Here is a 26,250-nt window from a genome sequence, read left to right on the forward strand (position 1 = left end):
AATGCGAACCCAAGGCCGAACATGAGCGACGCACTGCACATCCTGACCCTGTCCTGCCCCGACCGCCCCGGTATTGTCAGCCGCGTCACCGGCCTGCTGTTCGCCACCGGCGGCAACATCCGCGAGGCCGCGCAGTTCGAGGATCAGGAGACGGGGCGCTTCTTCATGCGGGTGGTCTTCACGCTGCCCGACACCTTGACCGAAGCGCTCGACGCACGCTTCCAGGACCTCGGGCAGGAATATGCGATGGACTGGTCGCTTCGCCTCGCCGACACGCCGCGCAAGGTGCTGATCCTCGTCTCCAAGTTCGACCATTGCCTGGCCGACCTGCTCTATCGCTGGCGAATCGGCGAATTGCAGATGGACGTTGTCGGCATCGTCTCCAACCATCCGGTCGAGTCGCTGGCCGGGCTGGACCTTGGCGGCATTCCCTTCCACCACCTGCCCGTCACGCGCGAGACCAAGGCCGAGCAGGAGGCGGAGATCAAGCGCGTGGTCGAAGAGACCGGGGCCGAACTGGTCGTGCTCGCGCGCTACATGCAGATCCTTTCGGACGATCTGGCTGCGTTCCTTTCGGGCCGCTGCATCAACATCCATCACAGCTTCCTGCCCGGCTTCAAGGGGGCGAAGCCCTATCACCAGGCGCATGCGCGCGGAGTGAAGATGATCGGTGCCACCGCGCATTATGTCACTGCCGATCTCGATGAAGGTCCGATCATCGCGCAGGATGTCGAGCAGATCACGCATGCCGATTCGCCCGATACGCTGGTGCGCAAGGGCCGCGACATCGAACGGCGCGTGCTCGCGCGCGCGGTGCGGCACCATCTGGCCGACCGCGTCCTGCTCAACGGGACCAAGACGGTGGTGTTTACCGATTGAACCGTGCGGCAGTCCGACCGTATCGTCCGGGACAGGAGATTGCCGATGAAGAAACTGCTGGTGCTCTATGGATCATACCGCTCGGACCGGGCGGGAATACGGCTCGCCGATTATTGCGTACGCCGCTTCGGCGGGCGCGGGGTCGAGGCCGAGCTGATCGACGCCAAGGCGGTCGGGCTGCCGATGCTCGACCGGATGTACAAGGAATACGAGCCCGGCACCGCGCCGGTGGCCATGCAGGACCTTGCGAAAAAGATCGAGGCGGCGGACGCGTTCCTGTTTGTGGCGGGCGAATATAACTGGGGCGTGCAGCCGGGCCTCAAGAACCTGACCGACCATTTTCTGGAACAGTGGTTCTGGCGACCCGCCGCGCTCGCCACCTATTCCGCCGGTCGCTTTGCTGGCGTGCGCGCCGGCCAGGCCTGGCACCCCACGCTATCCGAAATGGGCATGGTGGTGATCCCCAGCATGATCTCGGTCGGGCAGATCACGCAGACGCTCGACGAGCAGGGCCAGCCGATCGGATCGGGCGGCGCGGCGCTGGAGCGGAGCTTCGGGAAGTTCGCCGACGAACTGACCTGGTGGGCAGACGCCGCCGCTGCGCAGAAAGAGCGGGTGAAGCCGCCATACTGAAAAGGGAGGGGCGAAATGGTGCTGCTGGGGAGGATTGAACTCCCGACCTCAGCCTTACCAAGGATGCGCTCTACCACTGAGCTACAGCAGCACACCATTTCGCAGGCTTGCAAGAGCGGGTCGCCGTGGCTGCCCGCTCGCAAGGCCTGCGCCTATGCGCAGGTGCCGATGGTTTGTCAACCCTCGCCAGTCTTGCCAAATGCGCCTGTGCGACGATATGCAGCAAAGCCGATGGAAAAGCCGCCAGCCCCGCCGAAATTGACCCCTGCCGAAGAGCGCAAGGCGAGGCTTGCCGCCAATCTGCGCGAGAATCTTCGCCGCAGAAAGGCGCAGGCCCGCGCGATGAACGCAAACGGCGAATCGTAAGCGGGCGGGTCAGCCGCGCGCGTAGAATTGCAGATGGACCAGGCGGCCGTTCTCGCCGGTGGTGCCGAATCCGTCCGCCGAATTGTGGAACAGCCACGGGCTGAACAGGATCAGCCGGTTGAAGCGCATCGGCACGCGCATCACGCGCTCCCATTTCGCAGCATGAAAGGTGTCGCGGTTGACGACATCCTCGACCAGCGCATTGGCGTCGGCATAGCCGCTTTGCGCCAGCGCCAGCGGATCGGTCGGCACTTTCTCGAGCCCGGTGCGCTTGTGGCGGAAGAAATCGGTGCCGCCGCGCGCGTCCTCGTCGCGGCTCAGGTACAGGATGCCCGAATAGAAGCACGGGTCGATATGCACGCCGCTGACCCCGCGATCGCCCTTCAGCGTCAGGCGGCAATGGCCGTGCGTCGTTCCCGGCTGCGGCACCACGGGAACGCCGATGATCCGCGCCACCGCCGCCTCGAGCCCGGCGATGCCAAGCGGCGCGGACGAGAGCGTGCCGGGATAATTGCCCTTGCGCGTCGCAGGGTCGTAGCCAAGGCCGAGCGCAGCGGCACGCGCGCCGTGCGGATCGGCCAGGAAATCATCGATGATGAGCAGCGAGGGCAGCATGACCGCTGGCATAGCGGCGGATGGGCCCGTGCGAAAGACCGCCGGTTGCATGATGGCGATGGCGCGCTAAACGGGTTTATGCCCTGCCCCCGGTCCAATCCATGCGCATCCTGATCGCCGGTGCTGGCATTGCCGGGCTGGCCGCTGCGCTGGCGCTGGCGCGCAAGGGGCATGACGTGCGCATCATCGAACAGGCCCCCGCGCTCGAAGAGGTGGGCGCAGGCCTGCAACTCGGCCCCAATGCGATGCGCGTGCTGGATGCGCTGGGCATCGGCGAGGCGGTGGCCGCGGCGGGACAGAGCCCGGCGGCGATCACGTTGCGCGATGGCCGCAGCGCGCGCGAGATCCTGAAGGTTCCGCTGGGTGATGCGGCGAGGCGGCGCTGGGGCGCGGCCTATGTGACGCTGCACCGCGCCGATCTGGTGGCGATCCTGGCCGAGGCGCTCGAACAGGCGGGCCCCGGTGCATTGAACCTCGGCACGGAACTGGCCACGATAGATAATCGCGCGGACGGCGTTGCCGTCACCACCGCATCGGGCGAGACGCTGACCGCCAACCTGCTGATCGGCGCAGACGGCGTCCGATCTGCGGTGCGCGCGCATCTGTTCGGGCCGGAAACCCCGCGCTTTACCGGCCATGTCGCCTGGCGCGCGCTGGTGCGGATCAATCCCGCCGACCCCGCCGCACCGCCCCCCGGCGTGGGGGCCTGGCTCGGGCCGCGCCGCCATGCGGTGACCTATCGCATCCGGCCCAATCTGGTGAATCTGGTCGCGGTGACCGAGCAATCCGACTGGCGCGAGGAGGGCTGGAACCTGCCGGGCGATGCCGACCGGCTGTGCGCGGATTTCGCCGGTTGGAGCGCACTCGCGCCGCTGCTCGCGCGGGTCGAGCGCCCGTTGCGCTGGGCACTGTTCGACCGCAAGCCGATGCGCGCCTGGCACCGGAATCGGGCGCTGCTGATCGGCGATGCCTGCCACCCGATGCTGCCCTTTCTTGCCCAGGGTGCGGCCATGGGGATCGAGGACGGATACGCGCTGGCAGAGCTGCTCCCACTAGAAGGCGAAGCGATCGAACCTGCGCTTTCCCGCTTCTTCGCGCTGCGCCAGCCGCGCACCGCGCGCATCCAGGCGATGGCGCGTTCGAACGGGGTGGATTTTCACGAAGGCAATCCGCTGGCCACGCTGGCGATGCGGCTGCCGCTCGGCCGCGCGGCCAGCGCCAGGCCCGATGCGGTGATGGCGCGCTGGGACTGGCTCTATGGCGGCGGCCCGCTGAGCGTCCACAGCGGGATTCTTGCCTAACCCGGCGGTTTCCCGCATAGGGGCATCTCGCGGCATCCGGCCAGCGAACGGAAAGTCCCCATGGCCGATCACCCCACCATCTTCGTTCTCAACGGACCCAATCTCAACCTGCTGGGCCTGCGCGAGCCGGAAATCTACGGATCGGACACGCTCGACGATATTGCAGGTCAGCTCGAAGACCGCGCGCAGGCGCTGGGCCTTTCCATCGACATGCGCCAGTCCAACCATGAGGGCCATCTGGTCGACTGGCTGCACGAGGCGCAGGCGACCGGCGCAAAGGCGGTGCTGCTGAATGCGGGCGCCTATACCCACACATCGGTGGCGCTGCTCGATGCGATCCGCTCGATCACCACGCCGGTGATCGAGGTGCACCTTTCCAACCCGCACACGCGCGAGGATTTTCGCCATGTGTCGTTCGTCGGGCGCGCAGCCAAAGGCACGATCTGCGGCTTTGGCGCAACGTCTTATCTATTGGCGCTGGAGGCCGCAGCGCAGTTATGAGCTTTGACGCCCCCGCGTCTGCTGGCATGATGCGGGTGAGCGATTGAAATTACGCACGGGAGCAGCCAAAGAGCCGCCCCTGATCAAAAGCAGAATAAAGGGCGCAGGACCATGGCATCACCAAGCGGCAAAAGCAGCAATAACAAACAGGGAGGCGGCATGAACATCGACAGCAAACTGGTGCGCGAACTGGCGGAACTGCTGGGCGAGACGGGGCTGAGCGAGATCGAGGTGGAAGACGGCGATCGCAAGATCCGCGTCGCGCGCACGATCAGCGCCGCACCGGTCGCCAGCGTTGCGGTCCCCGCAGCACCCGCACCCGTTGCTGCCCCGGCCGCCGCGCCCGCGGCGCCTGCCGCCCCGGCAGAGCCAGCAGCGCCCTCGATGGCGAACGCGGTCAAGTCGCCGATGGTCGGCACCAGCTATCTCGCCCCCGAACCGGGTGCCGCGCCGTTCGTCAGCGTCGGTGCGACGGTCAAGATCGGCGACCCGCTGCTGATCATCGAGGCGATGAAGGTGATGAACCCGATCACCGCCGAACGCGCGGGCAAGGTTACCGCGATCCTGGTCGAGGATGGCCAGCCGGTCGAGTTCGACCAGCCTCTGGTCGTCATCGAGTAAGCCCATGGCCATCAAGAAGATCCTGATCGCCAATCGCGGCGAAATCGCGCTGCGCATCCACCGCGCAGCGCACGAGATGGGCATCAAGACGGTCGCGGTGCACTCTACCGCCGATGCCGATGCGATGCACGTGCGCCTCGCCGACGAGGCGGTGTGCATCGGGCCGCCGCCCGCCGGCCAGAGCTATCTCAACATCGCCAACATCATTTCGGCGGCCGAGATCAGCCAGGCCGACGCGATCCATCCCGGCTATGGCTTCCTCTCGGAAAATGCCAAGTTCGCCGAGATCGTCGAGGCGCACAAGATCATCTGGATCGGCCCCAAGCCCGAACATATCCGCACCATGGGCGACAAGGTCGAGGCGAAGAAGACCGCCGGCGCGCTCGGCATGCCGCTGGTCCCTGGTTCCGACGGCGCGATCAAGGACATCCACGAGGCCAAGATCATCGCCGCATCGATCGGCTATCCGGTGCTGATCAAGGCGGCATCGGGCGGCGGCGGCCGCGGCATGAAGGTGGTCCCGTCCGAGGACCAGCTCGAAACGCTAATGCAGCAGGCGGGCAGCGAGGCCAAATCGGCTTTCGGCGATGACACCGTGTACATGGAAAAATATCTCGGCAACCCGCGCCATATCGAGTTCCAGATCTTCGGCGACGGCAAGGGCAATGCCATTCACCTAGGCGAGCGCGACTGTTCGTTGCAGCGCCGCCACCAGAAGGTGCTCGAGGAAGCCCCCTCGCCGGTCATCACGCCCGAGGAGCGCGTACGCATGGGCGGCGTGGTCACCAAGGCGATGGCGGACATGGGCTATCGCGGCGCGGGCACGATCGAGTTCCTGTGGGAAAATGGCGAGTTCTACTTCATCGAGATGAACACCCGGCTTCAGGTCGAGCATCCGGTGACCGAGGCGATCACCGGGGTCGATCTGGTGCGCGAACAGATCCGCATTGCCGAAGGCCATCCGCTCTCGGTCCGCCAAGACGAGATCGAGTTTCGCGGCCATGCCATCGAATGCCGCATCAATGCCGAGGACCCGCGCACCTTCGCGCCTTCGCCCGGCCTGGTCAGCTATTATCACCCGCCGGGCGGCATGCATGTGCGCGTCGATAGCGGTCTGTATGCGGGCTACAAGATTCCGCCCTATTACGACAGCATGATCGCCAAGCTGATCGTCTATGGCCGCACCCGCCAGGGCTGCATCATGCGCCTGAAGCGCGCGCTCGAGGAATTCGTAGTGCAGGGCGTCAAGACCACCATCCCGCTGCACCAGGCGCTGCTCGACCAACCCGATTTCCTGTCGGGCGAGTACACGATCAAGTGGCTCGAGCAATGGCTGGCCGAGCTGGAGGCCGAGGAAAAGGCGTGACGCCATCAGGACTTATGCTGCACCGCACAATTTTCCGTTGAAACGCGGTGCAGCATTGGTCATATTGTCGCGATGGATACAAACAAGACCATCCTGGAAGCCATCGCGCTACGCAAATGCCTCGAGGCGACCTATAACCGGCAGCGCATTAGGCTGGCGCCGCACATCCTGTATACAAAGCACGACCAGCTCTATCTCGATGGCGTGACGCTCGAGCGCGACGGCAAGCCCCCGCGCGAGCTGAAAGTCAGCGCGTTCAAGCTCGACGGACTGGGCGACCTCGCACTGACCGCGCACGAGTTCGACCTTCAGCCGGTGTTCAATCCCGACGAGGAGCGCTATCAGGGCAAAACGCTGTTCGCGGTCGAGATGGCGTAGTCTTCCGTCTGCCCAATTTCATCACCCCCGCGCAGGCGGGGGTCCCGCTTCCTTCTCCGGCATGAGCGCAAAAGCGGGATTCCCGCGTTCGCGGGAATGACGAGGGCTGGGTGCCCCAAGAGGCAAGGGTTACTGCTTTTCCAGGCTCAGCGACGCGTCATCGATGGTCAGGCTGAGCCGGCGCGGGTCGCGCTGGTTCTCGATCAGGAAGACATGCGGCCCGCTGCTCGCGAGGATCGCGTCCATCGCCCGTTCGATCGGGATTTCGACCTTGGGGATGCGCGCGCAATCGCAGGCAATCGCCACCCGGTCCTTGGCGACGCGGGTGACGGTGATCGTCACCCCAGATTTCGAGGAGCCGCGCGCATCGGAAATGATGTCGCCGACATAGGTCCCCGCAACCAGATCGGCGAGATCGGGCTTGCGTTCGGGCGCGGCCAGCGAGGCCGTGGACAGCGACACCAGGGCCGCGATCAGCATCGCAAAGGAGCTGGAAATCCGACGCGTCATGGCCTTCTCCCATCCGGTCTTCCCCGGGAGCTTACCGCAATTCCGCGCGCGAGGCACGCAAATAGCCCCGGGCCGGCTATTTGCCCGCGACGCGTTCCACCTCGGCCATCACGCGCAGCACGTTGCCGCTCCAGATCTTCTCGACATCTTCGCGCGACAGGCCGCGCTTCAGCAGCGCCTCGGTGATCTTGGGGATCTGGCTGATCTGGTTGAGGCCGATCACCCCGCCACCGCCATCCCAGTCAGCACCGATGCCGACATGATCGACCCCGACCAGATCGATGCAATAGAAGATCGCCTGCATGTAGCGGTCGAAATCGGTATCGGAGCGCGGCTCGGCGGCATTGGCCTCGGCCCATTGCTTCATCAGCGCGGTGCGTTCCTCTGGCGGCAGGCTATCGGCGGTCTCGATCTGCGGGCGCAGCGCATCGACCGTCGGACGCGGCTTGTCGGGCGACAGGAAGAGGCTGTTGACCTGAATCACCCCGCCCTTGGCCGCGAGCGCCTTGAGCCTCGCGTCATCGAGGTTGCGCGGATGATCGTGCAGCGCCTTGGGCCCCGAATGCGAAAGGATGATGGGCGCTTTCGAAAGCTCGAGCAGTTGGTCGAAGGTGCTGTCGGCGGCATGGCTGGCGTCGATGATGATGCCCAGCCGGTTCGCCTCGCGCACCCAGGCCTTGCCGAGATCGCTGAGGCCCCCGTGCAGCGCCTCGCCATTGGTCGAATCGGCAAGCTGGTTGGTGCCATTGTGCACCGGCCCCGCCATGCGCAGCCCGAGCTGGTAGAAGGCATCGAGATTGGCGATGTCGTTGCCGAGCGGATAGCTGTTTTCCATCGACAGATAGATCACGCGCTGCCCCGCTGCGGCGATGCGCGCCGCATCCGACGATTTGGTCGCGATCGCAAAGCTCTGCGGATTGGCGGCGACGAAATCGTGGATCTGGTGCAATCGCTTGAGCGCATGCGCCAGCGCTACCGCATAGCCGCGCGCGTCATTGGGGCCCTGATCGGTATAGATGACCCAGAAACCGCCATCGAGGCCGCCTTCGATCATCCGCGGCAGATCGACCTGCGTCGTGTCGGCCAGAACATCGTGCCGGTCGGTAATCCGCCAGCCGGGCTGGTCGAGATTGGCCGGGCTGTCGAGATGCGTGTCGAGCGTCAGGATCGACTGGTGGATTGCGGCGGGGTCGCTGGCGTCCTGCGCAGCCACAGGACCTGCCATGCAGGCCGAAGCCAGCATCAGCCCCAGCATCGGCCGGTGCGTCGATTTCATGTGCTTTCCCTTCAATCGGCGAGCGCGGCCGCACGCTTGCGCCAATCGGCGGCGAGCTGGGGCAGATCGGCCAGCTTGCGCACGGCCTCTGGCTCTGCCTTGTATTGCCCGCCGACCAGCAGCCGGAACACGCGGTCCACGGTCCAGGCCGACGGCCCCGGCTCTACCAGCCGCATGACATCGCCTGCCTGGACAAGCCCGGGTTCAAGCACACGATAATAGAAACCGCAACGCGCGGTGCGCACGATTTCTGCCATGACCGATTGCTTGCCCGAGACGCCGAAGCGATGATCCAGCTTCCAGCAGGGCTGGCGTCCCTTGGTCAGTTCGACCAGCGCCTGGCCCAGGCGAAAGCGATCGCCGATGCGCATCTCGCTTTCGACCAGCCCGCGCGTCGAGATGTTCTCGCCGAACGCACCCGGCTTTTGCAGCAATTTGTGCGAATCGAGCTTCTGCTGCCAATAGGCATAATGGTCGAACGGATAATGGTGTATCGCCATGTCCGGGCCGCCATGGTGTACCGGATCAGCCACCTGATCGCCTTCGAAACCCAGCTCGCCCAGCATGACCGGACCGGTCGCCGGCTGGCGCGCAATGGCGCTCATCGTGCCATCCTCACGAAAAGGGCGGGGCTTGCCGGTGAGCAGCGCCAGGACGCGGACCGCTTGCGAACTCATGCAGTTGCAAGCTACGCTTGAATTACTCAGCGTGCAATGCAATTCCTTCATTTCGACGGCATAGCTATACAACCGCCTCTAAAGTATACGATATTGGTTAAGCTGAGGGTCAGGCGCCGCTTTGTAATGGCCTTGCAGTATCAACAGTCCTGTGCCGCGTGGTTGCCGACACGATTGCCCAGGCCATTATCGAAAGGTCGATTTTGGTCATGTCACCAATCCTTGAAGCATCCCCCTCCCCCCTCGCCCATTCCTGCCCGCAAGCGCGCCATGTCCGGCTGCCGGCAGGGCTTGCAGCGCTGGCTTTGGCCAGTCTGCTATGGACGTCGGACAGGGCCGAAGCCGCCGACCTGGCGGCCCAGGCGCCCGCACCCGGTATCGCCATGGCAACGGGGCTCGAGCCTGCGGCACAGCAGCGCGAAGGACGCCGGGGCGGCGGCGAGTTTCGCGGCCCGCGCGGCGGTGGCGGCCGCGAGTTCCGCGGGCAGAGTCGCAACACCATCGGCACCGCGCGGATCGATACGCCGCGCGAGTTCCGTCAGGAACGCCGTGCCGACCGGCAGGATTTCCGTCAGGAACGCCGCGGCGACCGACAGGATCTGCGCCGCGAGCAGCGCGGTGATCTGCGCGACTTCCGCCAGGAGCGCCGCGCAGATCGGCAGGATTTCCGCAACGGCGTCGTGACGCGGCCCGAATTCCGCGCCGACCGGCGCGATGATCGCCAGGATTTCCGCCGCGACCAGCGCGGAGACTTGCGAGATTTCCGCCGCGATCGCCGGGATGATCGCCGCGATTTCCGTGCAGACAGGCGCGACGACCGCCGTGATTATCGCGACAACCGCCGCGACTGGGATCGGCGCGAATGGGATCGGCGCGGTTGGGCCGATCGGGGCTGGAACGGTCGCGATTGGGACCGGCGCGGCTGGGACGGTCGCGGACGAGGCTGGGATCGCGGATGGCGCAACGATCGGCGCTATGACTGGTATGGCTGGCGCAACCAGAACCGCGCCTTCTTCAATGTCGGGCGCTATTACCCGCCGGTGCGCGGCTGGAACTATCGCCGCCTGGGCATCGGCTTCACGCTGGGCGCACCGTTTTTCGCCAGCAGTTTCTGGATCAACGACCCCTGGGCCTATCGCCTTCCCCCGGCTTATGGCCAGTATCGCTGGGTCCGCTATTATGGCGATGTCCTGTTGGTGGACATCTATACCGGGCAGGTTGTTGATGTGATCAACGACTTTTTCTGGTAAGTCTCGCAACGCGCATGCTGCGACCTGTGCAAGACCCGCCGGAGCCATCCGGCGGGTCTTTCCTTTTCACGACTGCCCGGGTTGACAGGCACAGGGCGCGCGCGCCATCCCCCCGGCCATGATCAGCGACTTTCTGCATCGGCGCGAACTGGCCAGGATCGGCCGCGAAGTGGGCGACAAGCTCGATGCCCATCCGCGCGTCCAGCGCATCGCGTTCGACGATGTGAAGGTTCCGATGCAGATCTATTGCTATCAGAATTTCATGGCCCCCGGCGAATGCGCCGACCTCATCCGCATGATCGATGCCGATGCGATCCCCTCGGAGCTGTATCGCGCAGGCGCCGGCGCGGATCAGAACGATTTTCGGACGAGCTACAGCTGCAATCTCGACCGCTGGCACCCCGATGTGCTGCGCATTGACGATCGCATCTGCGGGCTGATGGGCATCGACTCGCGGCGGGGCGAAACGCTGCAGGGCCAGCGTTACGCCGTCGGCCAGCAGTTCAAGGCCCATCACGACTATTTCCATACCGACCAGCCCTATTGGCAGAAAGAGCGCAACAAGGGCGGGCAGCGCAGCTGGACCGCGATGGTCTTCCTCAACGAGCCGCAGGGCGGGGGCGAAACCGAGTTCCCGCAACTGTCATTCAAGATGCTGCCGCGCACGGGCATGTTGCTGATCTGGAACAATATGGGCCTGGACGGTCGGCCCAATCCCTATCTGCTGCACAGCGGCAATCCGGTGACGGCAGGCACGAAATACATCGTCACCAAATGGTTTCGGCGGGGTTTCTGGGTCTAGCCGCACCTGAGGCGGCCCGCCTCCGCTGAGCCTGGAGACGGGCCGAGACCCACAGCTCATGGGGCTGCTCAATCGTTATAGGCGAGCACCGTCACTCGGCCGACCTTGTAGCCGCGCTGGCGCATTTCCTTGACGTAATCCTTGTCGGCATCGGCCAGCTCGACCTCGTATTCCTCCCAGGCATCGGCCCGGTCCTCGCGGTCGGTCGCGCGCTTGAGATCGCTGGTGAGTTCCTTGTCGGCCTCGTTGATGTCGGCGACATAATTGTACCAGGACTGGTTATACACGCCCTGCACCGGTTCGGTCCGGATCGGCGGCGCATGGGCACCATCGCGCGCCGGGAGGGTGCGAGGGGTTCCGGCCTGGGCGGGCAGAGCCAGGATCACCAGCGGCAGCGTCCCTGCCAGGGCATTGCGGATCAGCTTGCTCATCGTTCGTCTCCTTTGAGCGCCCCCATTGCCCTCCAACGCATCGTGTACCGATTCAGGTAGGCGCCTTGGTGCGGCTGGGCGCTGGACAGGGGCGCCCGGGCGCAGTTGTGCCCAAAATGCGTAAATTTTCACGCCGGATGCCATTTTCGATGAACATTTTTCTTCATCTGGCGTTCATCCGCAGCCTTCCCCACTTTTCAACGGGTCCGGCTCGTCTATATTGACCGCTGCTTCAGGGCGAATGTCGCCGAGCAAGAGGAGAGTTCATGTCCAGAATGAATGCACTGCGCTATGCCGGCGTCCTCGCTGGCGTTGCTATGCTGGCCGCCTGCTCGGGCGGCAGCGAAACCCCCAAGGCCGAAGAAGAAGCCGCCGCTCCGGCCGCTGACGCTGGCGCCGAAACCCCTGCCGCGACCCCGGCTGCTGCCGAAGCGCCCGCCGCGGACAATACCGACACCCTCGATGGCAAGAAGCTTGCCGATTTCACCGGCAACGCCGCTGAAGGCGAGAAGGTGTTCGTGCAGTGCAAGACCTGCCACGTGAAGGAAGCCGGCCAGAACCGCGTCGGTCCCTCGCTCGCTGGTATTGTCGGTCGTGCCGCCGGTTCGGTCGAAGGCTTCAACTATTCGCCCGCCAACAAGAACAGCGGCATCACTTGGACCCCGGAAAAGCTGTTCCAGTATCTGGAAAAGCCCGCCCGCGTGGTGCCGGGCACCAAGATGGTGTTCGCAGGCCTGCCCGACGCGCAGAAGCGCGCCGACCTCATCGCCTATCTGCAGCAGCCCTGATCGACCCGATCACGGTTTGCGCCGAAACACGAAAGGCCGCTCCGAAAGGGGCGGCCTTTTTTGTTGGGGGCACCATGCCACTTCATTGTCACCCCCGCGAAGGCGGGGGTCCCGCTTCCTCTTCCGATGTCAGACGAAAAAGCGGGATTCCCGCGTGCGCGGGCATGACGAGGGTGCTTCGGTAGCGCTCAGGCCGCCACGGCCCGCCGCGCCAGTTCGCATTGCGACCAGATGTCGCTCAGCGCGTGGAGCAGCTTGTCGCAATCGCCATCGCTGTGCACCGGCGAGGGCGTGATGCGCAGCCGCTCGGTCCCCTTGGGCACGGTGGGATAGTTGATCGGCTGCACGTAAATGCCGTGATTTTCCAGCAGCCAGTCGCTGATCCGCTTGCACTTGTGCGGATCGCCGACCATCACCGGAATGATGTGGCTGGGATTGTCGAGATGGGGAATGCCCATCAGGTCCAGCCGCTTGCGCACCTTGGCGACGCGCTCCTGGTGGCGCGCGCGCTCCATCTGGCTGGCCTTGAGGTGGCGGATGCTGGCGGTGGCCCCGGCGGCGAGCGCGGGCGGCAGCGCCGTCGTGAAAATGAAGCCGCTGGCGAAGCTGCGCACGAAATCGCACAAGGCTGCGGAAGCGGCGATATAGCCGCCCATCACGCCGAACGCCTTGCCCAGCGTGCCCTCGATCACGGTGATCCGGTCCATCAGGCCTTCGCGCTCGGCAATGCCGCCACCGCGCGGGCCATAGAGCCCGACTGCGTGAACCTCGTCGATATAGCTCATCGCACCGTGCTTCTCGCACACGTCGAGAATCTCGGCGATCGGGGCGATGTCGCCGTCCATCGAATAGACGCTCTCGAACGCGACCAGCTTGGGTCGGCCCGGCGCGACGCCGGCGAGCAGACGGTCGAGATCTTCGGGATCGTTATGCTTGAACTTCAGGCATTCGGCGCGGCTGTGGCGGATGCCCTCGATCATCGAGGCATGGTTGCCCGCGTCGGACAGCACCACGCAATTGGGGAGCTTGGCCGCGAGCGTGCCGAGTGCGGCCCAGTTCGAGACATAGCCCGAGGTGAACAGCAGCGCCGCCTCCTTGCCGTGCAGATCGGCGAGTTCGCGCTCGAGCAGCACATGGTGGTGGTTGGTGCCTGAGATGTTGCGCGTGCCCCCCGCACCCGCGCCGCACTGGTCGAGCGTGTCGTGCATCGCCTTCAGCACATCGGGGTGCTGGCCCATGCCGAGATAGTCGTTCGAGCACCAGACGGTGACCTCGTCGGTCCCCTCATCGGTATAGCGCGTGGCGTGCGGAAAGCGGCCGCGATGGCGTTCCAGCTCGGCGAAGATGCGATAGCGGCCCTCGTCGCGGATCGTATCGATTTCGCTCTGGAAAAACCCCTCATAGTCCATAACCACTCTCCTTCTTTATCCCTTGCGAGCGTCGGGCAAGGCCCAGCGCCAGAGCGCGCCGTCGCGAAACGGCAGCGCCAGAAACAGATGCTCGAGCGCGCCGAGCGCTGCGAGCGTGAACACCAAGGTCGCGCTGACGGCGGCAAAGCTGTCATCGGGCGCGGCGAGCGCACGCGCGCCCAGCCAGAGCGACAGCGCCGCCAGCGCGACCAGGCTAAAGGCCAACGCACCGTGCAGGCGGCGCGGGCCGAAATAGGTCTTCAGATATTCGAGATGCCCCGGCATGATCTCGTCGCTCATGTTCGGCACGCCGACGAACAGGTTGAGCTTGGCCGAAAGGCGCAGCGCGAACAGCAGGCTGAAGATCACCGCGCCGGTGGGATTGGCGCTGTTCCAGGTGAGCGAGACCAGCATCACCATGACCACGGCAATGGCAAGCTCGTGATGGATCAGCGTCGCGGCGGCATCGGCAAAGCGCCGCCAGCCGCGCGCCTGCGGATCGCTGGCGGTGCGGCGGGGCCCGGCGACGATGCCGGTGAGGAAGGTCAGTTCGAGCCAGCCCCAGATGACCAGCGCTGCACCGAAGCTGATATACGCATCGAGCGCCGAAGGACCGCCCACGCCATGGCCATGCGCTGCCCAGACGATGACGCACAGGCAGATGCCCGCGGCAAAGCCCGCCCAGGAGAGGCTGCGCGCGAAGGTCGCCTTGCCGCGATTGGCGAGCCAGGCGACCACGCCCGTGCTGCCGAACCAGGCCAGCAGCACGATGAACGCAGGCAGGATATGGCCGTGCAGGCTCATGGATTACCAGGCCGGCTGCAGGCGGATGGTGGAGGGCAGCGCATTGGGCTTGCCGGGCATGAAGTACATGCGGGCAAAGGCGGTGCCTGCGCCGATCATGCCGCCAGCGCGCTGCACCAGCCCGCCGAGGCCGCCGCGCGCCTTGCCCGCCGCGATCCGGTCCGATGCCAGACGCAGCCTTTCCATCTGCGCGCGCAATGCCGGATTGTCGGTATCGATCTCCACCGGGAAGACCTGGCGGCTGATCGCGGTGCAGATGTCGAACACGCGGTAGTCGTAATCGGTGGGGTCGATGCCCAGTGCCGCGTGGAAGACCGGGCGGCTGTGGTCGCGCACGTACATCGTCGCATAGACCGAGAGGATGAAGAACTTGATCCAGTAGCGGTTGAGGCCGGTGAGCAGCTTGGGGTCCGCGTGGAGGAGCATAGCGAACGCCTCGCCATGGCGGAACTCGTCGTTGCACCACTGCTCGAACCAGTTGAAGATCGGGTGGAAGCGGTTTTCCGGGTTGCGCGCGAGGTGCCGGTAGATCGCGATATAGCGCGCATAACCGATCTTCTCGGACAGATAGACCGCGTAGAAAATGAACTTGGGCTTGAAGAAGGTGTATTTCTTGGTCTTGGTGAGGAACGAAAGGTCTATGCCGATCCCGGCGTCCTTGAGCACCTCGTTGATGAACCCGGCATGGCGGCTCTCGTCGCGCGCGAGCAGCTTGAACAGCTTCTTGACGTCGGGGTTCTTGGTCCGCTTGGCGATCTCGGCATAGAGGATGCAGCCGGAAAATTCCGAGGTCAGCGAGCTGACAAGAAAATCGATGAATTCGCGGCGCAGCGCAGGTTCGAGTGATTCGATGACGCCGTCGAAGCTTTCGGACCGGCGGAAATGCGCCTTGTTGGGGTCGCCCTCCATGTCCGCCATCAGCTGGTCCCATTCAGCGCGCACCAGGCTGACGTCGATCGCGTCCAGCGCATCGAAATCGGTGGTGTAGAAGCGCGGGGACAGCACGGTTTCCTGCGTCGCCAGCGCCATGGTGTCTGGCGCATCGGGCAACCGTGCCGAGCCTGCTGCCTTTACCTTTGTCTGCATGTTCATCGCACCACTCCCGTTGTTTGTCTGAACATCCGCGCTCACCACCGGCTGGTGGTGAAGCTGACCTCGTACAGTTCCTTGAGCTCGCCCATCGCCGTCAGCTTCGTCCATGCGCGCAGCAATGGACCCGCCGGGTGCACCGTCGCCATGCGCTGGATCAAAATGGACTCGCCAAATCCGACGATGATCGGGTCGCCATGCACGCGCACCTTGTCGCCCGGCTGGATCGCGACATCGCCGTCGAGCTCGACATGCGCATGGAAATGCGCCTCGCTCTGCTCCACCTGGATGCGGCAGGGCGTGTCGAAGGAAGGCTGGCGCAACAGGTTCATCATTGCAACAGCGCCTGGAACGTCGCCCGGTTGGTCGGGCCGAACGCGCCCAGTTCGACGACCCGATTGGTCGCGGTGTCGGTGAGCGAGAGCGAGCCGTCGCTCCAGTGGTTGAGCTCGTACGGCGCATCCATCGGGATACCGCGCACATGGCGGCCCCGGCCCATGCCGCGCAGCACGCCGCGGATGAAGCCGCTGCCTTCCTCGCCATAGACATGCACCGTCTCGCCGGTGACGGCGTCGGTCACCATGACCTTGCCATTCTGCGCATCGGCAAAGCGCAGCACGCGCGACTGAAGCGGAGTCGCCGCTTCGGCCGCGCGGACGTCGCTGGCCGAGGGCGAGGGCGCGATCCAGCCGAGCTGGGTTGCCCCGGTCAGCGCCAGCGTGAACAGCACCACCCCGCACGCCATCACCAGCGCGCCCTTGGGCACGGTATTCTCGTGACTATGGCCATGGCCGCCGTGCGACCCATGGTGGCTATGGCTGTGCGATGCGCTGGTCATGCGATGGCTCCCTGAAGATGTGCAGGCACTCCCTCACCCGCTGCGGCCGATACCTGCTGCGCGCGATCAACCGGCGCGATTGCCGCGACGGCGCGCGCCAGGCGCTCGCCGACCACCGCCGCATCGGGCAGCGCGCGCAGCATCGGCTCGGGATGACCGAGCTTCCAAGGACGCGCATGCGGCCACAGCACGAGATAGCCCAGATTGTGCGGGCCGATCAGCTGCAGCGCGAGATCGCCCTCGGTCGGGCCGAGCGGACGCAGGTTCGCGCCGCCGATCTTGGCGAGCGGCAGGTTGATGCACATGTTGAGCGCGACGCCGATGCGCAGCACCACGCGCCGGCTGGTCAGCGTGTACACGGTCGTGCGCGCCACCGCCCAGGCATAGAGCATCAGCAGCCCCACCCCGAGCGCCCCGGCGATCGCGGTCGCGATCACCCCGCCGGTGCTGCCATTGTAGATGGCGAGCGCGACGAGCGCGGCGAAATACAGGCCGACGATGCGCGTGAAGAACGCACTGCGCGCCAGCAGCCGCCAATCGGGCGAGCCCTGCCAGAGCAGGGTCTCCCCTTGCGGGAGCTCGCCGGGCAGACCCCGGACGGGCTCGTCGTCATATTCCGTGATCATATCAGCGGCTCCTGCCGGGCGCGGTTGGCATAGAGATAGCCACCACCGAAATAGCCCGAGATCTTGTCTTCCTCGTAGCGGCTGATCTGACCGGGGGTCTCGACCTGCGGGCAACCGGAAAACTGCGCGGCGTTGATCGCATCGACGACGATCTGACGGGCGGACTTGCGAACCTTGGCCATCATCATCGGCGCGAGCGCATGCACGCCCTCGGCAGTGACGACCTCGAGATAGCGCACCTGATGCTCAGAACGATCGACCCAGATTTCGGCGACGGTGCCCGCGACCGCGCCATCGGCGCCGATCACGGTCATGCCGCGCGGATCGGGATCACCGCGCGCGATCGAGAAGCTGGGCTCGAGCGCCATCGGCACGATGCGGTTGTTGCCGAATGCGTCGATATCGGGAAGGCGGCTGCGCTCGGCATAGGCAGCCGGGCCGATACAGTCGGTCAGCGGGTTGCCGGTGGGCACATAGGGCGCACCGGGGAACGGGCTGACGCGGCGTCCGGCGATGTCGAACTTTTCCTTGCCGATGGTCGGGGTCGAGACCGTGCCGCGGCCGAAGGGCAGCTTGAAGGTCTTGGGTGCCGCGTGCAGCAGCGGACCGCCCATGCCCAGCGAACGCCCGGTCAGGTCGTCTTCGAGCGGAAAGCCCTCGCGCCGATCCTCGCGCCTGAGATAGTAGATCAGGCCGATGAAAAACAGCACGAACGCCCAGAAGGCGATCGATGCGACATCGATATTCCCCACGATATTGCCGTTAAACATGGCGCTTACCTCTCTTCTTCAAGACCCTCATGTCGGAAATTCGGTGAGGCCGAACCGCGGTTGCGGGGCGGATTCATCGATCGGCTGGCCCCCGACAAGCGGGCCAAGCACGACCATCGTGACGAGCAGCAGAACGATTTCGATCAGATAGACGGTGCCGTATCCGGTGGCGCGATAGGCGAGGGTCTCGCCGATGCGGTCGGCGAGCGCGAGCGACGAGACGGCATCGCGGATCAGGCCTCCGGCGGCGACCGCCAAGCCAGAGGCGCTGGCCTGCACCGCGCCCCAGGCACCGAGCGCCAGGCCCGATCCCTTGTGCCTGCCGCTTCCGGCAATGGCCATGATCGCGCTCAAGGTGCCGACCGAGAACAGGCCTGCGCCGAGCCCTATGGTCAGTGCGCCCGAAAAGACGAGAAAGCTCGCTTCGAGCGGCGCTGCGAACAGGATCATCGCAAAGGCGAGCATGCCGATCGCCGCGCCGAAGCCTGCGAGCCGCAGCGGATCGGCGCCTGCACTCAGCCGCCGCGCGGCAAGCGCGAAGGCGGCCAGCATGCCGAATGCCCAGAGCCCTGTCAGCGAGGTGGTCGCCCCCACCGACATGCCCAGAACCTCGCCGCCGAACGGTTCGAGCAGCACGTCCTGCATGCTGAACGCTGCGGTGCCGCAGCCGATGGCGAGCAGCAGCCGGGCATTGCGCGCCTCCGAGGTGAACTCGCGCCAGACGGTCGCGAACCTGGGCGTTTCGCGCTCTGGCCGGGTGGTCGAGGGCGCGCGTGCCTCCTGCTTCCACAGCGCGATGACGTTGAGCGCCATGGTGAACATCGCCGCGCCCTGCACGATCGCGACCAGCCGGGTGGCGCTGAAATCGGCGAGCAGCGAGCCCATCACGAAGGCCGCGCCCATCATGCCGACCAGCAGCATCACGAACATCAGCGCGACGACGCGCGGCCGGGTATCCTCGGGCGCGAGATCGGTCGCCAGCGCCAGGCCTGCGGTCTGCGTCGTGTGCATGCCCAGGCCCGTGAACAGGAAGGCGAGCGCGCCCGCGATCATTCCGATGGTGAAGGTGTCGCCCCGCGACAGCAGCAGCAGCGCGAAGGGCATGATCGCCAGGCCGCCGAACTGCAGCAACGATCCGAACCAGATATAGGGCACCCGCCGCCAGCCGAGCATCGACTTGTGATAATCCGACTTGTGGCCGATCAGCGCGCGGAAGGGCGCAACGAGCAGCGGGATGGCGATCATCAGCGCCACCAGCCAGGCCGGTGTGCCGAGTTCCACGATCATCACGCGGTTCAATGTGCCGTTGAGCAGCACCGTCGCCACGCCCACCGTCACCTGGAACAGCGACAGGCGCAGCAACCGGCCCATCGGCAGCTCCGCGCTCGCCGCATCGGCGAACGGCAGGAACTGCGTTCCAAGTCCGGCGAAGAACCGGGTCGAGGCGCCCGACAGGCTCATCCGCGCGCCACCAGCATCGCGTGGCTGGTATAGAAGCCGCTGACAATGCGTTCGCTCGCGGCGATGCCATGGCTGGGGAGACGCTGGGCAAGCAGTCTCTGCAGCTTCGCTTCGGCCACCGGGACGATCGCGGGTGCGCGATCGGATTTGGGAAAGAGCTTCCCGGTGGCATGCATCGCCGCGAGCAAGGGTGTCCGCGGTGCGAAAGTGAAGGCGATCGACGGCGCACGGTCGGCAAGTGCCGCGAGCACGTCGACGATATCGCCGGTTTCATAGTGGATGAGCGAATCCATCGCGACGACATGGTCGAAAGACCCAAGCGCCGGATCGAGCATGTCGCCGACGCGCCAGTCGATCGAAAGGCCCGAAGGCGCCCGCTCGCGCGCCACATCGACCAGCCCGCGCGAGATATCGATCGCCACCACCTCTGCGCCGAGCTGCGCCGCAGCGACGGCGAGCGCGCCGGTGCCGCATCCGGCATCGAGAATGCGCTTGCCCTTGAGATCATAAGGCAGCCAATCGAGCAGCATCGCGCGCATCCGGTCGCGGCCCGCGCGCACCGTGGCGCGGATGCCGCTGACCTTGGTGTCGCTGGTCAGGTCGACCCAGTTCTGCCGCGCGGTGCGGTCGAAATAATCCTCCAGCCGCCCGCGATAGGCGTCATAGGTCGAGCGGGGCGCGTGGCTGGCCATCATTCAAACCCCAGGAACTCGAATATCTCGCGATCCTTCATCGGCATCGCGTCGAGCGCATCGGTGCCCGCCCAGAGCGTTGCGGCGAGGCGCAGATATTCGTTCTTCACCGCCTCGATCTCGGGGGTCGAATCCATCTCGAAGATCGTGCATTTCTTCAGGCGGCTGCGGCGGATCGCGTCGAGATCGGGGAAATGCGCGAGGCGCTTGAGGCCGGTCGCCTCGTTGAAACGGTCGATCTCGTCGGTCGCGGCAGAGCGGTTGGCGATGACGCCCGCCATGCGGACCTCGTAATTCTTCGACTTGGCCTTGATGGCGGCGACGATGCGGTTCATCGCGAAGATGCTGTCAAAATCATTGGCCGCCACGACCACCGCGCGCTCGGCATGCTGGAGCGGCGCGGCAAAGCCGCCGCACACCACATCGCCCAGCACGTCGAAGATCACGACATCGGTATCCTCGAGCAGATGGTGCTGCTTGAGCAGCTTGACCGTCTGGCCGACGACATAGCCGCCGCAGCCAGTGCCCGCCGGCGGACCGCCCGCCTCGACGCACATCACGCCGTTGAAGCCCTCGAACATGTAATCCTCGGGCCGCAGTTCCTCGTGATGGAAATCGACCGTTTCGAGCACGTCGATCACCGTCGGCATCAGCTTCTTGGTCAGCGTGAAGGTGCTGTCATGCTTGGGATCGCAGCCGATCTGCAGCACGCGCTTGCCGAGCAGCGAGAGCGCGGCGGAGAGGTTCGACGACGTGGTCGACTTGCCGATGCCACCCTTGCCATAGACGGCGAACACCTTGGCGCCGGTAATCTCGTCGCGCGGGTCGAGCGCGACCTGGGTGCTGCCTTCGCCAAAGGCTGGCGGCGCACTGCCATGGTCCAGAAGGCTCATATCAACTCTCTCCCGTCATTCTGCTGCAATCAGGCCTTCGAGCCTGTCTTCGATATCGTCCGCGGCCGCGCGGAGCGCCGCCAGGGTTGCGGCATCCGGTTCCCAAAGCCGGCGGTCGCATGCCTCGAGCAGCCGTTCCGCCACCCGGGCCGAGGCCTTGGGGTTGAGCGTGGCAAGCCGCGCGCGCATTTCTGCATCGAGCACATAGGTCTCGCTGATCTGCTGGAAGACCCAGGGCGCGACCTCGCCGGTCGTCGCCGACCAGCCCATGGTCGTGGTCACATGTCCCTCGATCTGGCGCACGCCCTCGAAGCCGTGGCGCAGCATGCCTTCATACCATTTCGGGTTGAGCATGCGGGTGCGCGTCTCGCGGTCGATCTGTTCGGCGAGCGTGCGGACCTTGGCCGCGCCTTCGGTGGCATCGACGATATAGACCGGCGCTGCCTTGCCGCCGCGCGCCTTGGTCACCGAGCGGCTGACGCCGCCCAGCGCATCGACATATTGATCGATATCGGTGACGCCGAGTTCGACCGAATCGAGATTCTGATAGGTAAAATCGACCGAGGCCAGGGCGGTTTCGAGCAGCTCACGCTGCTTCATCGGCGCGCCCGAGCGACCATAGGCATAGCCCTTGTGGGTCTCGAACGCTTCGGCGAGTTCGTCGGGATCGGCCCAGGCACCGCCATCGATCATCATGTTGACCTGCGCGCCGTACGCGCCTTCGGCATTCGAGAAGACGCGGAGCGCGGCGGTGTCCATGTCGCAGCCCATCTTGGCGGCATGGGCGAGCGAATGCTTGCGGATGAAGTTGAGCGCTTCGGGCTCCTGGGCAGTCGAGGCGAGCCAGGCGGCTTCGGCGATCATCCGCGTCTGCAACGGCAGCAGGTCGCGGAACACGCCCGACAAGGTCGCGACGACATCGATGCGCGGACGGCCCAGCTCTGCCAGGGGGATCAGCTCCGCACCGGCGAGCCGGCCATAGGTGTCGAACCGGGGGCGCGCGCCCATCAGGTGCAGCGCCTGCGCGACCTGCGTTCCCTCGCTCTTCAGATTGTCGGTGCCCCACAGCACCATCGCGATGCTCTCGGGCAGTGGCTCACCTGCCTCGACATGCCGGGCGAGCAGCGCATCGGCCTGGGCCGCGCCGGTGACGCAGGCAAAGGCGCTGGGGATGCGGAAGGGATCGAAGCCGTGCGTGTTGCGTCCGGTGGGCAGCACCTCGGGATTGTGCAATATGTCGCCACCCGGCGCGGGGCGGACATAGCCGCCGTCGAGCGCGTGGATCAGCGCGCCAAGCTCGTCATTGGCGGCGAGCTTGGCATCGAGTTCGGCGCGGCCCGCGCCATTGTCGGCTGCGGTGAGCGCGTCGAGAAACGCCTCGCGCTCCTCGCCTTGCGGTTGGCTGCCGAGCACGTGCAGGCCGAACGGGATCAGCGCGCGTTCGAGCTCGTAGAGATTGCCCGCCAGCGCGGCGATATCGCTGCCGTCGATGTCGAGCGCGGCTGCAGCATCGCGGATCATCAGTTCGAGCGCTGCGCGCTCGACGCCCTCGCCCGCCAGCGCGCGCCAGCGTTCGACCAGCGCCTTGAGATCGGCAAATCCCTTGTACAGCCCGGCTTGTGCGAGCGGCGGGGTGAGATAGGACACGATCGTCGCGCCCGAGCGCCGCTTGGCGATGATCGCCTCGGACGGATTGTTCGCGGCATAGAGATAGAAATTGGGGACGCTGCCCAGCAGCCGGTCGGGCCAGCAATCGCCCGACAGCCCGGCCTGCTTGCCCGGCATGAACTCGAGCGCGCCGTGCGTGCCGTAATGCAGCAGTGCATCGGCGCGGAATTCCTCGCGGATCCAGCGATAGAAGGCGGCAAAGGCGTGCGTCGGGGCGAAATCGCCATCGAACAGCAGCCGCATCGGATCGCCCTCATAGCCGAAGCTGGGCTGGACGCCGACGAACACGTTGCCGAACTGCTTGCCGAGCACATGGATCGACCAGCCGTCGCTCTGGATCTTGCCCGGCGCGGGGCCCCATTGCTTCTCGATCGCGCGCAGATGCGGTTCGTTGCAGACATGGTCGTCGGTCGAGATGCGCACCGCGACATTGGCGTCCGATCCGAACCGGTCGGCATTGCCCTTGAGGATCGCATCGCGCAGGGCATCGACGGTGGCGGGCGGATTGCAGTCATAGCCCTCTGCCGCCAGCCGGTGCAGCGTGGCGTGGAGCGATTCGAACACGGCGAGATGCGCCGCGCTGCCGGTCGCCCCGGCATTGGGCGGGAAGTTGAACAGGACGATCGCGAGCTTGCGCTTCGCGCGCTCGGAGCGGCGCAGCGCGACCAGAGCCTCGACCTTGGCCGCCAGCGACTCGGCGCGCTCGGGGCAGCTCTGCATCGCGCGCATCGCATCGGGCGCGGTGAACAGGCACTTGCGCGCGCAACCCTGGCATGGCTCGCCCGATCCGTCGGACCGTCCGCCGAAAACATGCGGGATGACCGCACCGTCGAGCTCGGGAATGGCGACCATCATCGTCGCTTCGAGCGGCAGCAGCCCCTGGTGGCGCGAACCCCATTGCTCGAGGCTCTGGAACTCGATCGGGTGCGCGGCGATATAGGGCAGGTCGAGCCCGGCGAGCACCTCTTCCGCCGCCGCCGCGTCATTATAGGCCGGGCCACCGACCATCGAGAAACCGGTCAGGTTGATCACCGCATCGACGAGCGGATGGCCATCGCGGACGAAATATTTCGCTACCGCCGGACGGCCATCGAGACCGCTGGCAAAGGCGGGGATGACATTGAGCCCGCGCGCTTCGAGCGCGGCGATCATGCCGTCATAATGGCCGGCATCCTTGCCAAGCAGATAGGAGCGCAGCAGCAGCAGGCCGACGGTGCCCCGGGCCTCGGCGCTGCGCGGCAGGCGGGCGGCATCCTCGGTCATACGCTCGGACAGGCCGGGGTGATACAGGCCGATCTCGGGATAGTCGCGCGGCGCCTGGGCGGGCGTGGTGCCCTTGAGCGCGGCGCGCTCGCCCGCGGCATAGCGGTCGATCAGCCCGCGGATCATCGAGACAACATTGTCGTCACTGCCCGCCAGCCAGTATTGCAGCGTCAGGAAATAATGGCGCACGTCCTGCGCGGTGCCGGGAATGAACTTCAGGATCTTGGGCAGGCGGCGCAGCATCTTCATCTGCCCCGCGCCCGAATTGCCGCCCGGCTTTGGCGAGCCGCGCAGCTTCTTGAGCAGCGCCAGCGGACCGCGTGCGGGCGCGTCCATGCGATAGCCGCCCATGCGGGTGAGCTTGACGATGTCACCTGCGGACATGAGGCCCAGCATCGCATCGCACTGTTCGCGGCGCGCCTCGAGCGCGGGCAGAATCGCGCGGACATGATCCTCGAGGAACAGCATCGTCGCGATGACGATATCGGCGTGGGCGATATCGGCGCGTGCGGCATCGAGCGCGCCGGGATCGCGGCCCCAGTCGGCAGCGGCGTGGAAGCCGATCGACAGGCCCGGCATGTCCTTGACCAGCAGCGACTCGGCCCGGTCGACCGCGCCCGACAGATGGTTGTCGAGCGTGATGAAGACCACGCGGATCGCGGCATTGCGGCCCTTTGCGGGGGTGGTGCTGGCTTTACCGGGCATAATGCGCCTTTGCATCATACAGGGTTTCAAGGGAGATCGTCGTCAGGCCCCGCTCCTCGGCGAAGCGCTCGGTGTTCCGGCGGGCCTTGCCGCGCACGAAGAACGGGATCTTCTTGAGCTCGGCCTCGGCCTCGGCGGTCCAGAGCGAGCGTTCGAGGAGTTCGCCTTCCATGGCTCCCCTTCCTGCCAGGGGAGGGGTTGGGGGTGGGTTGGCAGCAGCAGCGGTTGCAGGCTCGCCTTGCGGCTCGGACCCACCCCTAGTCCCTCCCTGGTCAGGGAGGGGAACAGCTTTCGGCGCGCTGGCGTGCAAATGGCTCGCGCCCGCTCCGTCGTGAAATTCGAAATCGTCGCGGAACATGGTCAGCAGATGCTCTTCGAGCCCCATGACCAGCGGATGCACCCAGCTGTCGAACAGCACGTTTGCGCCCTCGAAGCCCATTTGCGGGCTGTGCCGCGCGGGGAAATCCTGCACGTGTACCGGCGCGGAGATGACTGCGCAGGGGATCGAAAGCCTCTTGGCGATATGCCGTTCCATCTGCGTGCCCAGCACCAGTTCGGGATGCGCGGCGGAAATCGCCTCCTCGACCTCGAGATGATCGTCGGTGATCAGCGGCTCGACGCCATGCTCGGCAGCCGCAGCGCGCAGGTCGCGCGCGAATTCGCGGTTGTAGCAGCCCAGCCCGCAGACCACGAAGCCTAGCTCGTCGCGCGCCACGCGGGCGGCGGCGATGGCGTGCGTGGCATCACCGAAGATGAAGACGCGCTTGCCGGTGAGGTACGTCGAGTCGACCGAGCGGCTCCACCACGGCATCCGGGCCTCGGCCATGTCGAGCGCCGGCGCGGGATCGACACCGGCGAGCCTGGCGACCTCATGGATGAAGTCGATGGTCGCGCCATGGCCGATGGGGATGGTCTTCGTGAACGGCTGGCGGAACTGGCGTTCGAGCCAGCGCGCCGCCGTATCGGCGATTTCCGGATAGAGCACGATGTTGAAATCGGCCTCCCCTATCCGGGCGATGTCCGCCGCGCTCGCCCCCAACGGCGCGGTGACGTTGATCTCTACGCCGAGCGCGCCGAGTATCTTCGACACTTCGACGATATCGTCGCGGTGGCGAAAACCCAGTGCGCTCGGCCCAAGCAGGTTCGCTTTGGGACGCGGAGAACCTGCCTGGCACGGTGCGGGGCGGGAGGAATCCCCGACCGCGAGAGCTCTGACTATCTGGTAGAAAGTCTCCGATGCTCCCCAGTTCTCCTTGCGGGAATAGCTGGGCAGCTCGAGTGGAATGACGGGAATATCAAGGCGCATCGCCTGCGCCATTCCGGCAGGGTCGTCCTGGATGAGTTCGGCGGTGCACGAGGCCCCGACCAGCATGGCAGCGGGCTGGAACCGCGCCACCGCATCGCGCGCAGCGGACTGGAACAGCTCGGCGGTGTCCTTGCCCAGGTCGCGGGCCTGGAAGGTGGTATAGGTGACCGGCGGGCGCTTGCCGCGCCGCTCGATCATCGTGAACAGGAGGTCCGCATAGGTATCGCCCTGCGGCGCGTGCAGCAGATAGTGCACATCGCGCATGCCGGTCGCTACCCGCATCGCCCCGATATGAGGGGGCCCTTCATAGGTCCAGACCGACAGCTGCATGG

The 26,250-nt window shown here is 65.7% G+C and carries 28 protein-coding genes and 1 tRNA gene; 11 read left to right on the forward strand and 18 right to left on the reverse strand.

Annotated features, from left to right (window positions below):
* Positions 1-21: 21 nt before the first annotated feature.
* Together purU and FG486_RS17115 are read left to right on the forward strand one after the other, a co-directional pair.
* Positions 22-879: a formyltetrahydrofolate deformylase gene (gene purU / locus FG486_RS17110; RefSeq protein WP_181268461.1), complete on the forward strand. Its 858-nt coding sequence runs from the start codon at positions 22-24 to the stop codon at positions 877-879.
* A gap of 45 nt (positions 880-924) precedes the next feature.
* Entirely contained in the window at positions 925-1,512 is a 588-nt protein-coding gene (locus tag FG486_RS17115; protein ID WP_181268462.1) for an NADPH-dependent FMN reductase, read from the forward strand.
* Positions 1,513-1,528: 16 nt separating this feature from the next.
* Here the strand turns inward: FG486_RS17115 and FG486_RS17120 are convergent.
* Positions 1,529-1,603 (reverse strand) — tRNA-Thr (locus FG486_RS17120).
* A 140-nt stretch (positions 1,604-1,743) separates the two neighbouring features.
* Here FG486_RS17120 and FG486_RS18310 point away from each other — a divergent pair.
* Complete coding sequence (locus FG486_RS18310) at positions 1,744-1,878, forward strand: hypothetical protein (protein WP_277817010.1); 135 nt, start codon at positions 1,744-1,746, stop codon at positions 1,876-1,878.
* A 9-nt stretch (positions 1,879-1,887) separates the two neighbouring features.
* On the opposite strand, the gene FG486_RS17125 is transcribed toward FG486_RS18310, so the two are convergent.
* On the reverse strand, positions 1,888-2,493 hold the full coding sequence (locus FG486_RS17125; protein WP_181268463.1) for a DUF6445 family protein: 606 nt from the start codon (positions 2,491-2,493) through the stop codon (positions 1,888-1,890).
* A 101-nt stretch (positions 2,494-2,594) separates the two neighbouring features.
* Between FG486_RS17125 and FG486_RS17130 the strand changes: the two genes are divergently transcribed.
* From FG486_RS17130 to FG486_RS17150, 5 genes are all read left to right on the forward strand, one after another.
* Positions 2,595-3,794 (forward strand): FAD-dependent monooxygenase, encoded by a 1,200-nt coding sequence (locus tag FG486_RS17130; RefSeq protein WP_181268464.1) that lies wholly within the window; start codon positions 2,595-2,597, stop codon positions 3,792-3,794.
* Between the two features lie 60 nt (positions 3,795-3,854).
* Positions 3,855-4,295, forward strand: coding sequence for a type II 3-dehydroquinate dehydratase (gene aroQ, locus FG486_RS17135; RefSeq protein WP_066284769.1), 441 nt, complete (start codon positions 3,855-3,857; stop codon positions 4,293-4,295).
* Between the two features lie 159 nt (positions 4,296-4,454).
* A complete protein-coding gene (accB, locus tag FG486_RS17140; RefSeq protein WP_171007770.1) occupies positions 4,455-4,916 on the forward strand; it encodes an acetyl-CoA carboxylase biotin carboxyl carrier protein in 462 nt (153 codons plus the stop codon).
* A 4-nt stretch (positions 4,917-4,920) separates the two neighbouring features.
* Positions 4,921-6,282 (forward strand): acetyl-CoA carboxylase biotin carboxylase subunit, encoded by a 1,362-nt coding sequence (gene accC, locus FG486_RS17145; protein WP_181268465.1) that lies wholly within the window; start codon positions 4,921-4,923, stop codon positions 6,280-6,282.
* A 72-nt stretch (positions 6,283-6,354) separates the two neighbouring features.
* A complete protein-coding gene (locus tag FG486_RS17150) occupies positions 6,355-6,660 on the forward strand; it encodes a WYL domain-containing protein (RefSeq protein ID WP_066284766.1) in 306 nt (101 codons plus the stop codon).
* A 129-nt stretch (positions 6,661-6,789) separates the two neighbouring features.
* Here FG486_RS17150 and FG486_RS17155 read toward each other — a convergent pair whose 3' ends face one another.
* The 3 genes from FG486_RS17155 to FG486_RS17165 all read right to left on the reverse strand — a co-directional run bounded on the left by FG486_RS17155 (position 6,790) and on the right by FG486_RS17165 (position 9,123).
* Complete coding sequence (locus FG486_RS17155) at positions 6,790-7,170, reverse strand: hypothetical protein (RefSeq protein WP_137775658.1); 381 nt, start codon at positions 7,168-7,170, stop codon at positions 6,790-6,792.
* Between the two features lie 76 nt (positions 7,171-7,246).
* Positions 7,247-8,446, reverse strand: a complete 1,200-nt coding sequence (locus tag FG486_RS17160; RefSeq protein ID WP_241695886.1) for a dipeptidase — start codon at positions 8,444-8,446, stop codon at positions 7,247-7,249.
* 11 nt (positions 8,447-8,457) lie between these two features.
* A complete protein-coding gene (locus FG486_RS17165) occupies positions 8,458-9,123 on the reverse strand; it encodes an MOSC domain-containing protein (protein WP_181268466.1) in 666 nt (221 codons plus the stop codon).
* Positions 9,124-9,428: 305 nt separating this feature from the next.
* On the opposite strand from FG486_RS17165, the gene FG486_RS17170 reads away from it, so the two are divergent.
* The gene (locus FG486_RS17170; RefSeq protein WP_241695887.1) at positions 9,429-10,373 is read left to right on the forward strand and encodes an RcnB family protein; all 945 of its coding nucleotides are present in this window, start codon (positions 9,429-9,431) and stop codon (positions 10,371-10,373) included.
* Positions 10,374-10,491: 118 nt separating this feature from the next.
* Entirely contained in the window at positions 10,492-11,175 is a 684-nt protein-coding gene (locus FG486_RS17175; RefSeq protein ID WP_181268467.1) for a 2OG-Fe(II) oxygenase, read from the forward strand.
* Between the two features lie 68 nt (positions 11,176-11,243).
* Here the strand turns inward: FG486_RS17175 and FG486_RS17180 are convergent, their stop codons facing one another.
* The gene (locus tag FG486_RS17180) at positions 11,244-11,606 is read right to left on the reverse strand and encodes a hypothetical protein (protein ID WP_060979766.1); all 363 of its coding nucleotides are present in this window, start codon (positions 11,604-11,606) and stop codon (positions 11,244-11,246) included.
* A gap of 275 nt (positions 11,607-11,881) precedes the next feature.
* Between FG486_RS17180 and FG486_RS17185 the strand changes: the two genes are divergently transcribed.
* A complete protein-coding gene (locus FG486_RS17185) occupies positions 11,882-12,394 on the forward strand; it encodes a c-type cytochrome (protein WP_060979767.1) in 513 nt (170 codons plus the stop codon).
* Positions 12,395-12,582: 188 nt separating this feature from the next.
* On the opposite strand, the gene hemA is transcribed toward FG486_RS17185, so the two are convergent.
* Genes hemA through bchB form a run of 12 tightly spaced genes read right to left on the reverse strand, consistent with a single transcriptional unit; the run spans position 12,583 to position 26,248 of the window.
* Complete coding sequence (gene hemA / locus FG486_RS17190) at positions 12,583-13,803, reverse strand: 5-aminolevulinate synthase (RefSeq protein ID WP_137775660.1); 1,221 nt, start codon at positions 13,801-13,803, stop codon at positions 12,583-12,585.
* Between the two features lie 15 nt (positions 13,804-13,818).
* Entirely contained in the window at positions 13,819-14,607 is a 789-nt protein-coding gene (puhE, locus tag FG486_RS17195; protein ID WP_066279424.1) for a putative photosynthetic complex assembly protein PuhE, read from the reverse strand.
* Between the two features lie 3 nt (positions 14,608-14,610).
* Positions 14,611-15,699 (reverse strand): magnesium-protoporphyrin IX monomethyl ester (oxidative) cyclase, encoded by a 1,089-nt coding sequence (gene acsF / locus FG486_RS17200; RefSeq protein ID WP_241695888.1) that lies wholly within the window; start codon positions 15,697-15,699, stop codon positions 14,611-14,613.
* Between the two features lie 35 nt (positions 15,700-15,734).
* Positions 15,735-16,031, reverse strand: coding sequence for a hypothetical protein (locus FG486_RS17205; protein WP_208598079.1), 297 nt, complete (start codon positions 16,029-16,031; stop codon positions 15,735-15,737).
* The gene (puhC, locus tag FG486_RS17210; RefSeq protein ID WP_181268468.1) at positions 16,028-16,534 is read right to left on the reverse strand and encodes a photosynthetic complex assembly protein PuhC; all 507 of its coding nucleotides are present in this window, start codon (positions 16,532-16,534) and stop codon (positions 16,028-16,030) included. The genes FG486_RS17205 and puhC overlap by 4 nt, the downstream gene beginning before the upstream one ends.
* Positions 16,531-17,160 carry a photosynthetic complex putative assembly protein PuhB gene (gene puhB / locus FG486_RS17215; protein WP_181268469.1) on the reverse strand — a complete coding sequence of 210 codons (630 nt, stop codon included), beginning with the start codon at positions 17,158-17,160 and terminating at the stop codon, positions 16,531-16,533. The genes puhC and puhB overlap by 4 nt, the downstream gene beginning before the upstream one ends.
* A complete protein-coding gene (gene puhA, locus FG486_RS17220; protein WP_066279419.1) occupies positions 17,157-17,930 on the reverse strand; it encodes a photosynthetic reaction center subunit H in 774 nt (257 codons plus the stop codon). The genes puhB and puhA overlap by 4 nt, the downstream gene beginning before the upstream one ends.
* Before the next feature lie 27 nt (positions 17,931-17,957).
* Positions 17,958-19,391 carry a BCD family MFS transporter gene (locus tag FG486_RS17225; RefSeq protein ID WP_181268470.1) on the reverse strand — a complete coding sequence of 478 codons (1,434 nt, stop codon included), beginning with the start codon at positions 19,389-19,391 and terminating at the stop codon, positions 17,958-17,960.
* A complete protein-coding gene (gene bchM / locus FG486_RS17230; RefSeq protein ID WP_066279405.1) occupies positions 19,388-20,083 on the reverse strand; it encodes a magnesium protoporphyrin IX methyltransferase in 696 nt (231 codons plus the stop codon). Before bchM ends, FG486_RS17225 begins: the two co-directional genes overlap by 4 nt.
* The gene (gene bchL, locus FG486_RS17235; RefSeq protein ID WP_066279402.1) at positions 20,083-20,976 is read right to left on the reverse strand and encodes a ferredoxin:protochlorophyllide reductase (ATP-dependent) iron-sulfur ATP-binding protein; all 894 of its coding nucleotides are present in this window, start codon (positions 20,974-20,976) and stop codon (positions 20,083-20,085) included. The genes bchM and bchL overlap by 1 nt, the downstream gene beginning before the upstream one ends.
* A 15-nt stretch (positions 20,977-20,991) precedes the next feature.
* Positions 20,992-24,612 carry a magnesium chelatase subunit H gene (locus tag FG486_RS17240; RefSeq protein WP_181268471.1) on the reverse strand — a complete coding sequence of 1,207 codons (3,621 nt, stop codon included), beginning with the start codon at positions 24,610-24,612 and terminating at the stop codon, positions 20,992-20,994.
* Positions 24,602-26,248 (reverse strand): ferredoxin:protochlorophyllide reductase (ATP-dependent) subunit B, encoded by a 1,647-nt coding sequence (bchB, locus tag FG486_RS17245; RefSeq protein WP_181268472.1) that lies wholly within the window; start codon positions 26,246-26,248, stop codon positions 24,602-24,604. The genes FG486_RS17240 and bchB overlap by 11 nt, the downstream gene beginning before the upstream one ends.
* Between the last annotated feature and the right edge of the window lie 2 nt (positions 26,249-26,250).

This window comes from Blastomonas ursincola, from assembly GCF_013607875.1.
Classification (GTDB): domain Bacteria; phylum Pseudomonadota; class Alphaproteobacteria; order Sphingomonadales; family Sphingomonadaceae; genus Blastomonas; species Blastomonas ursincola.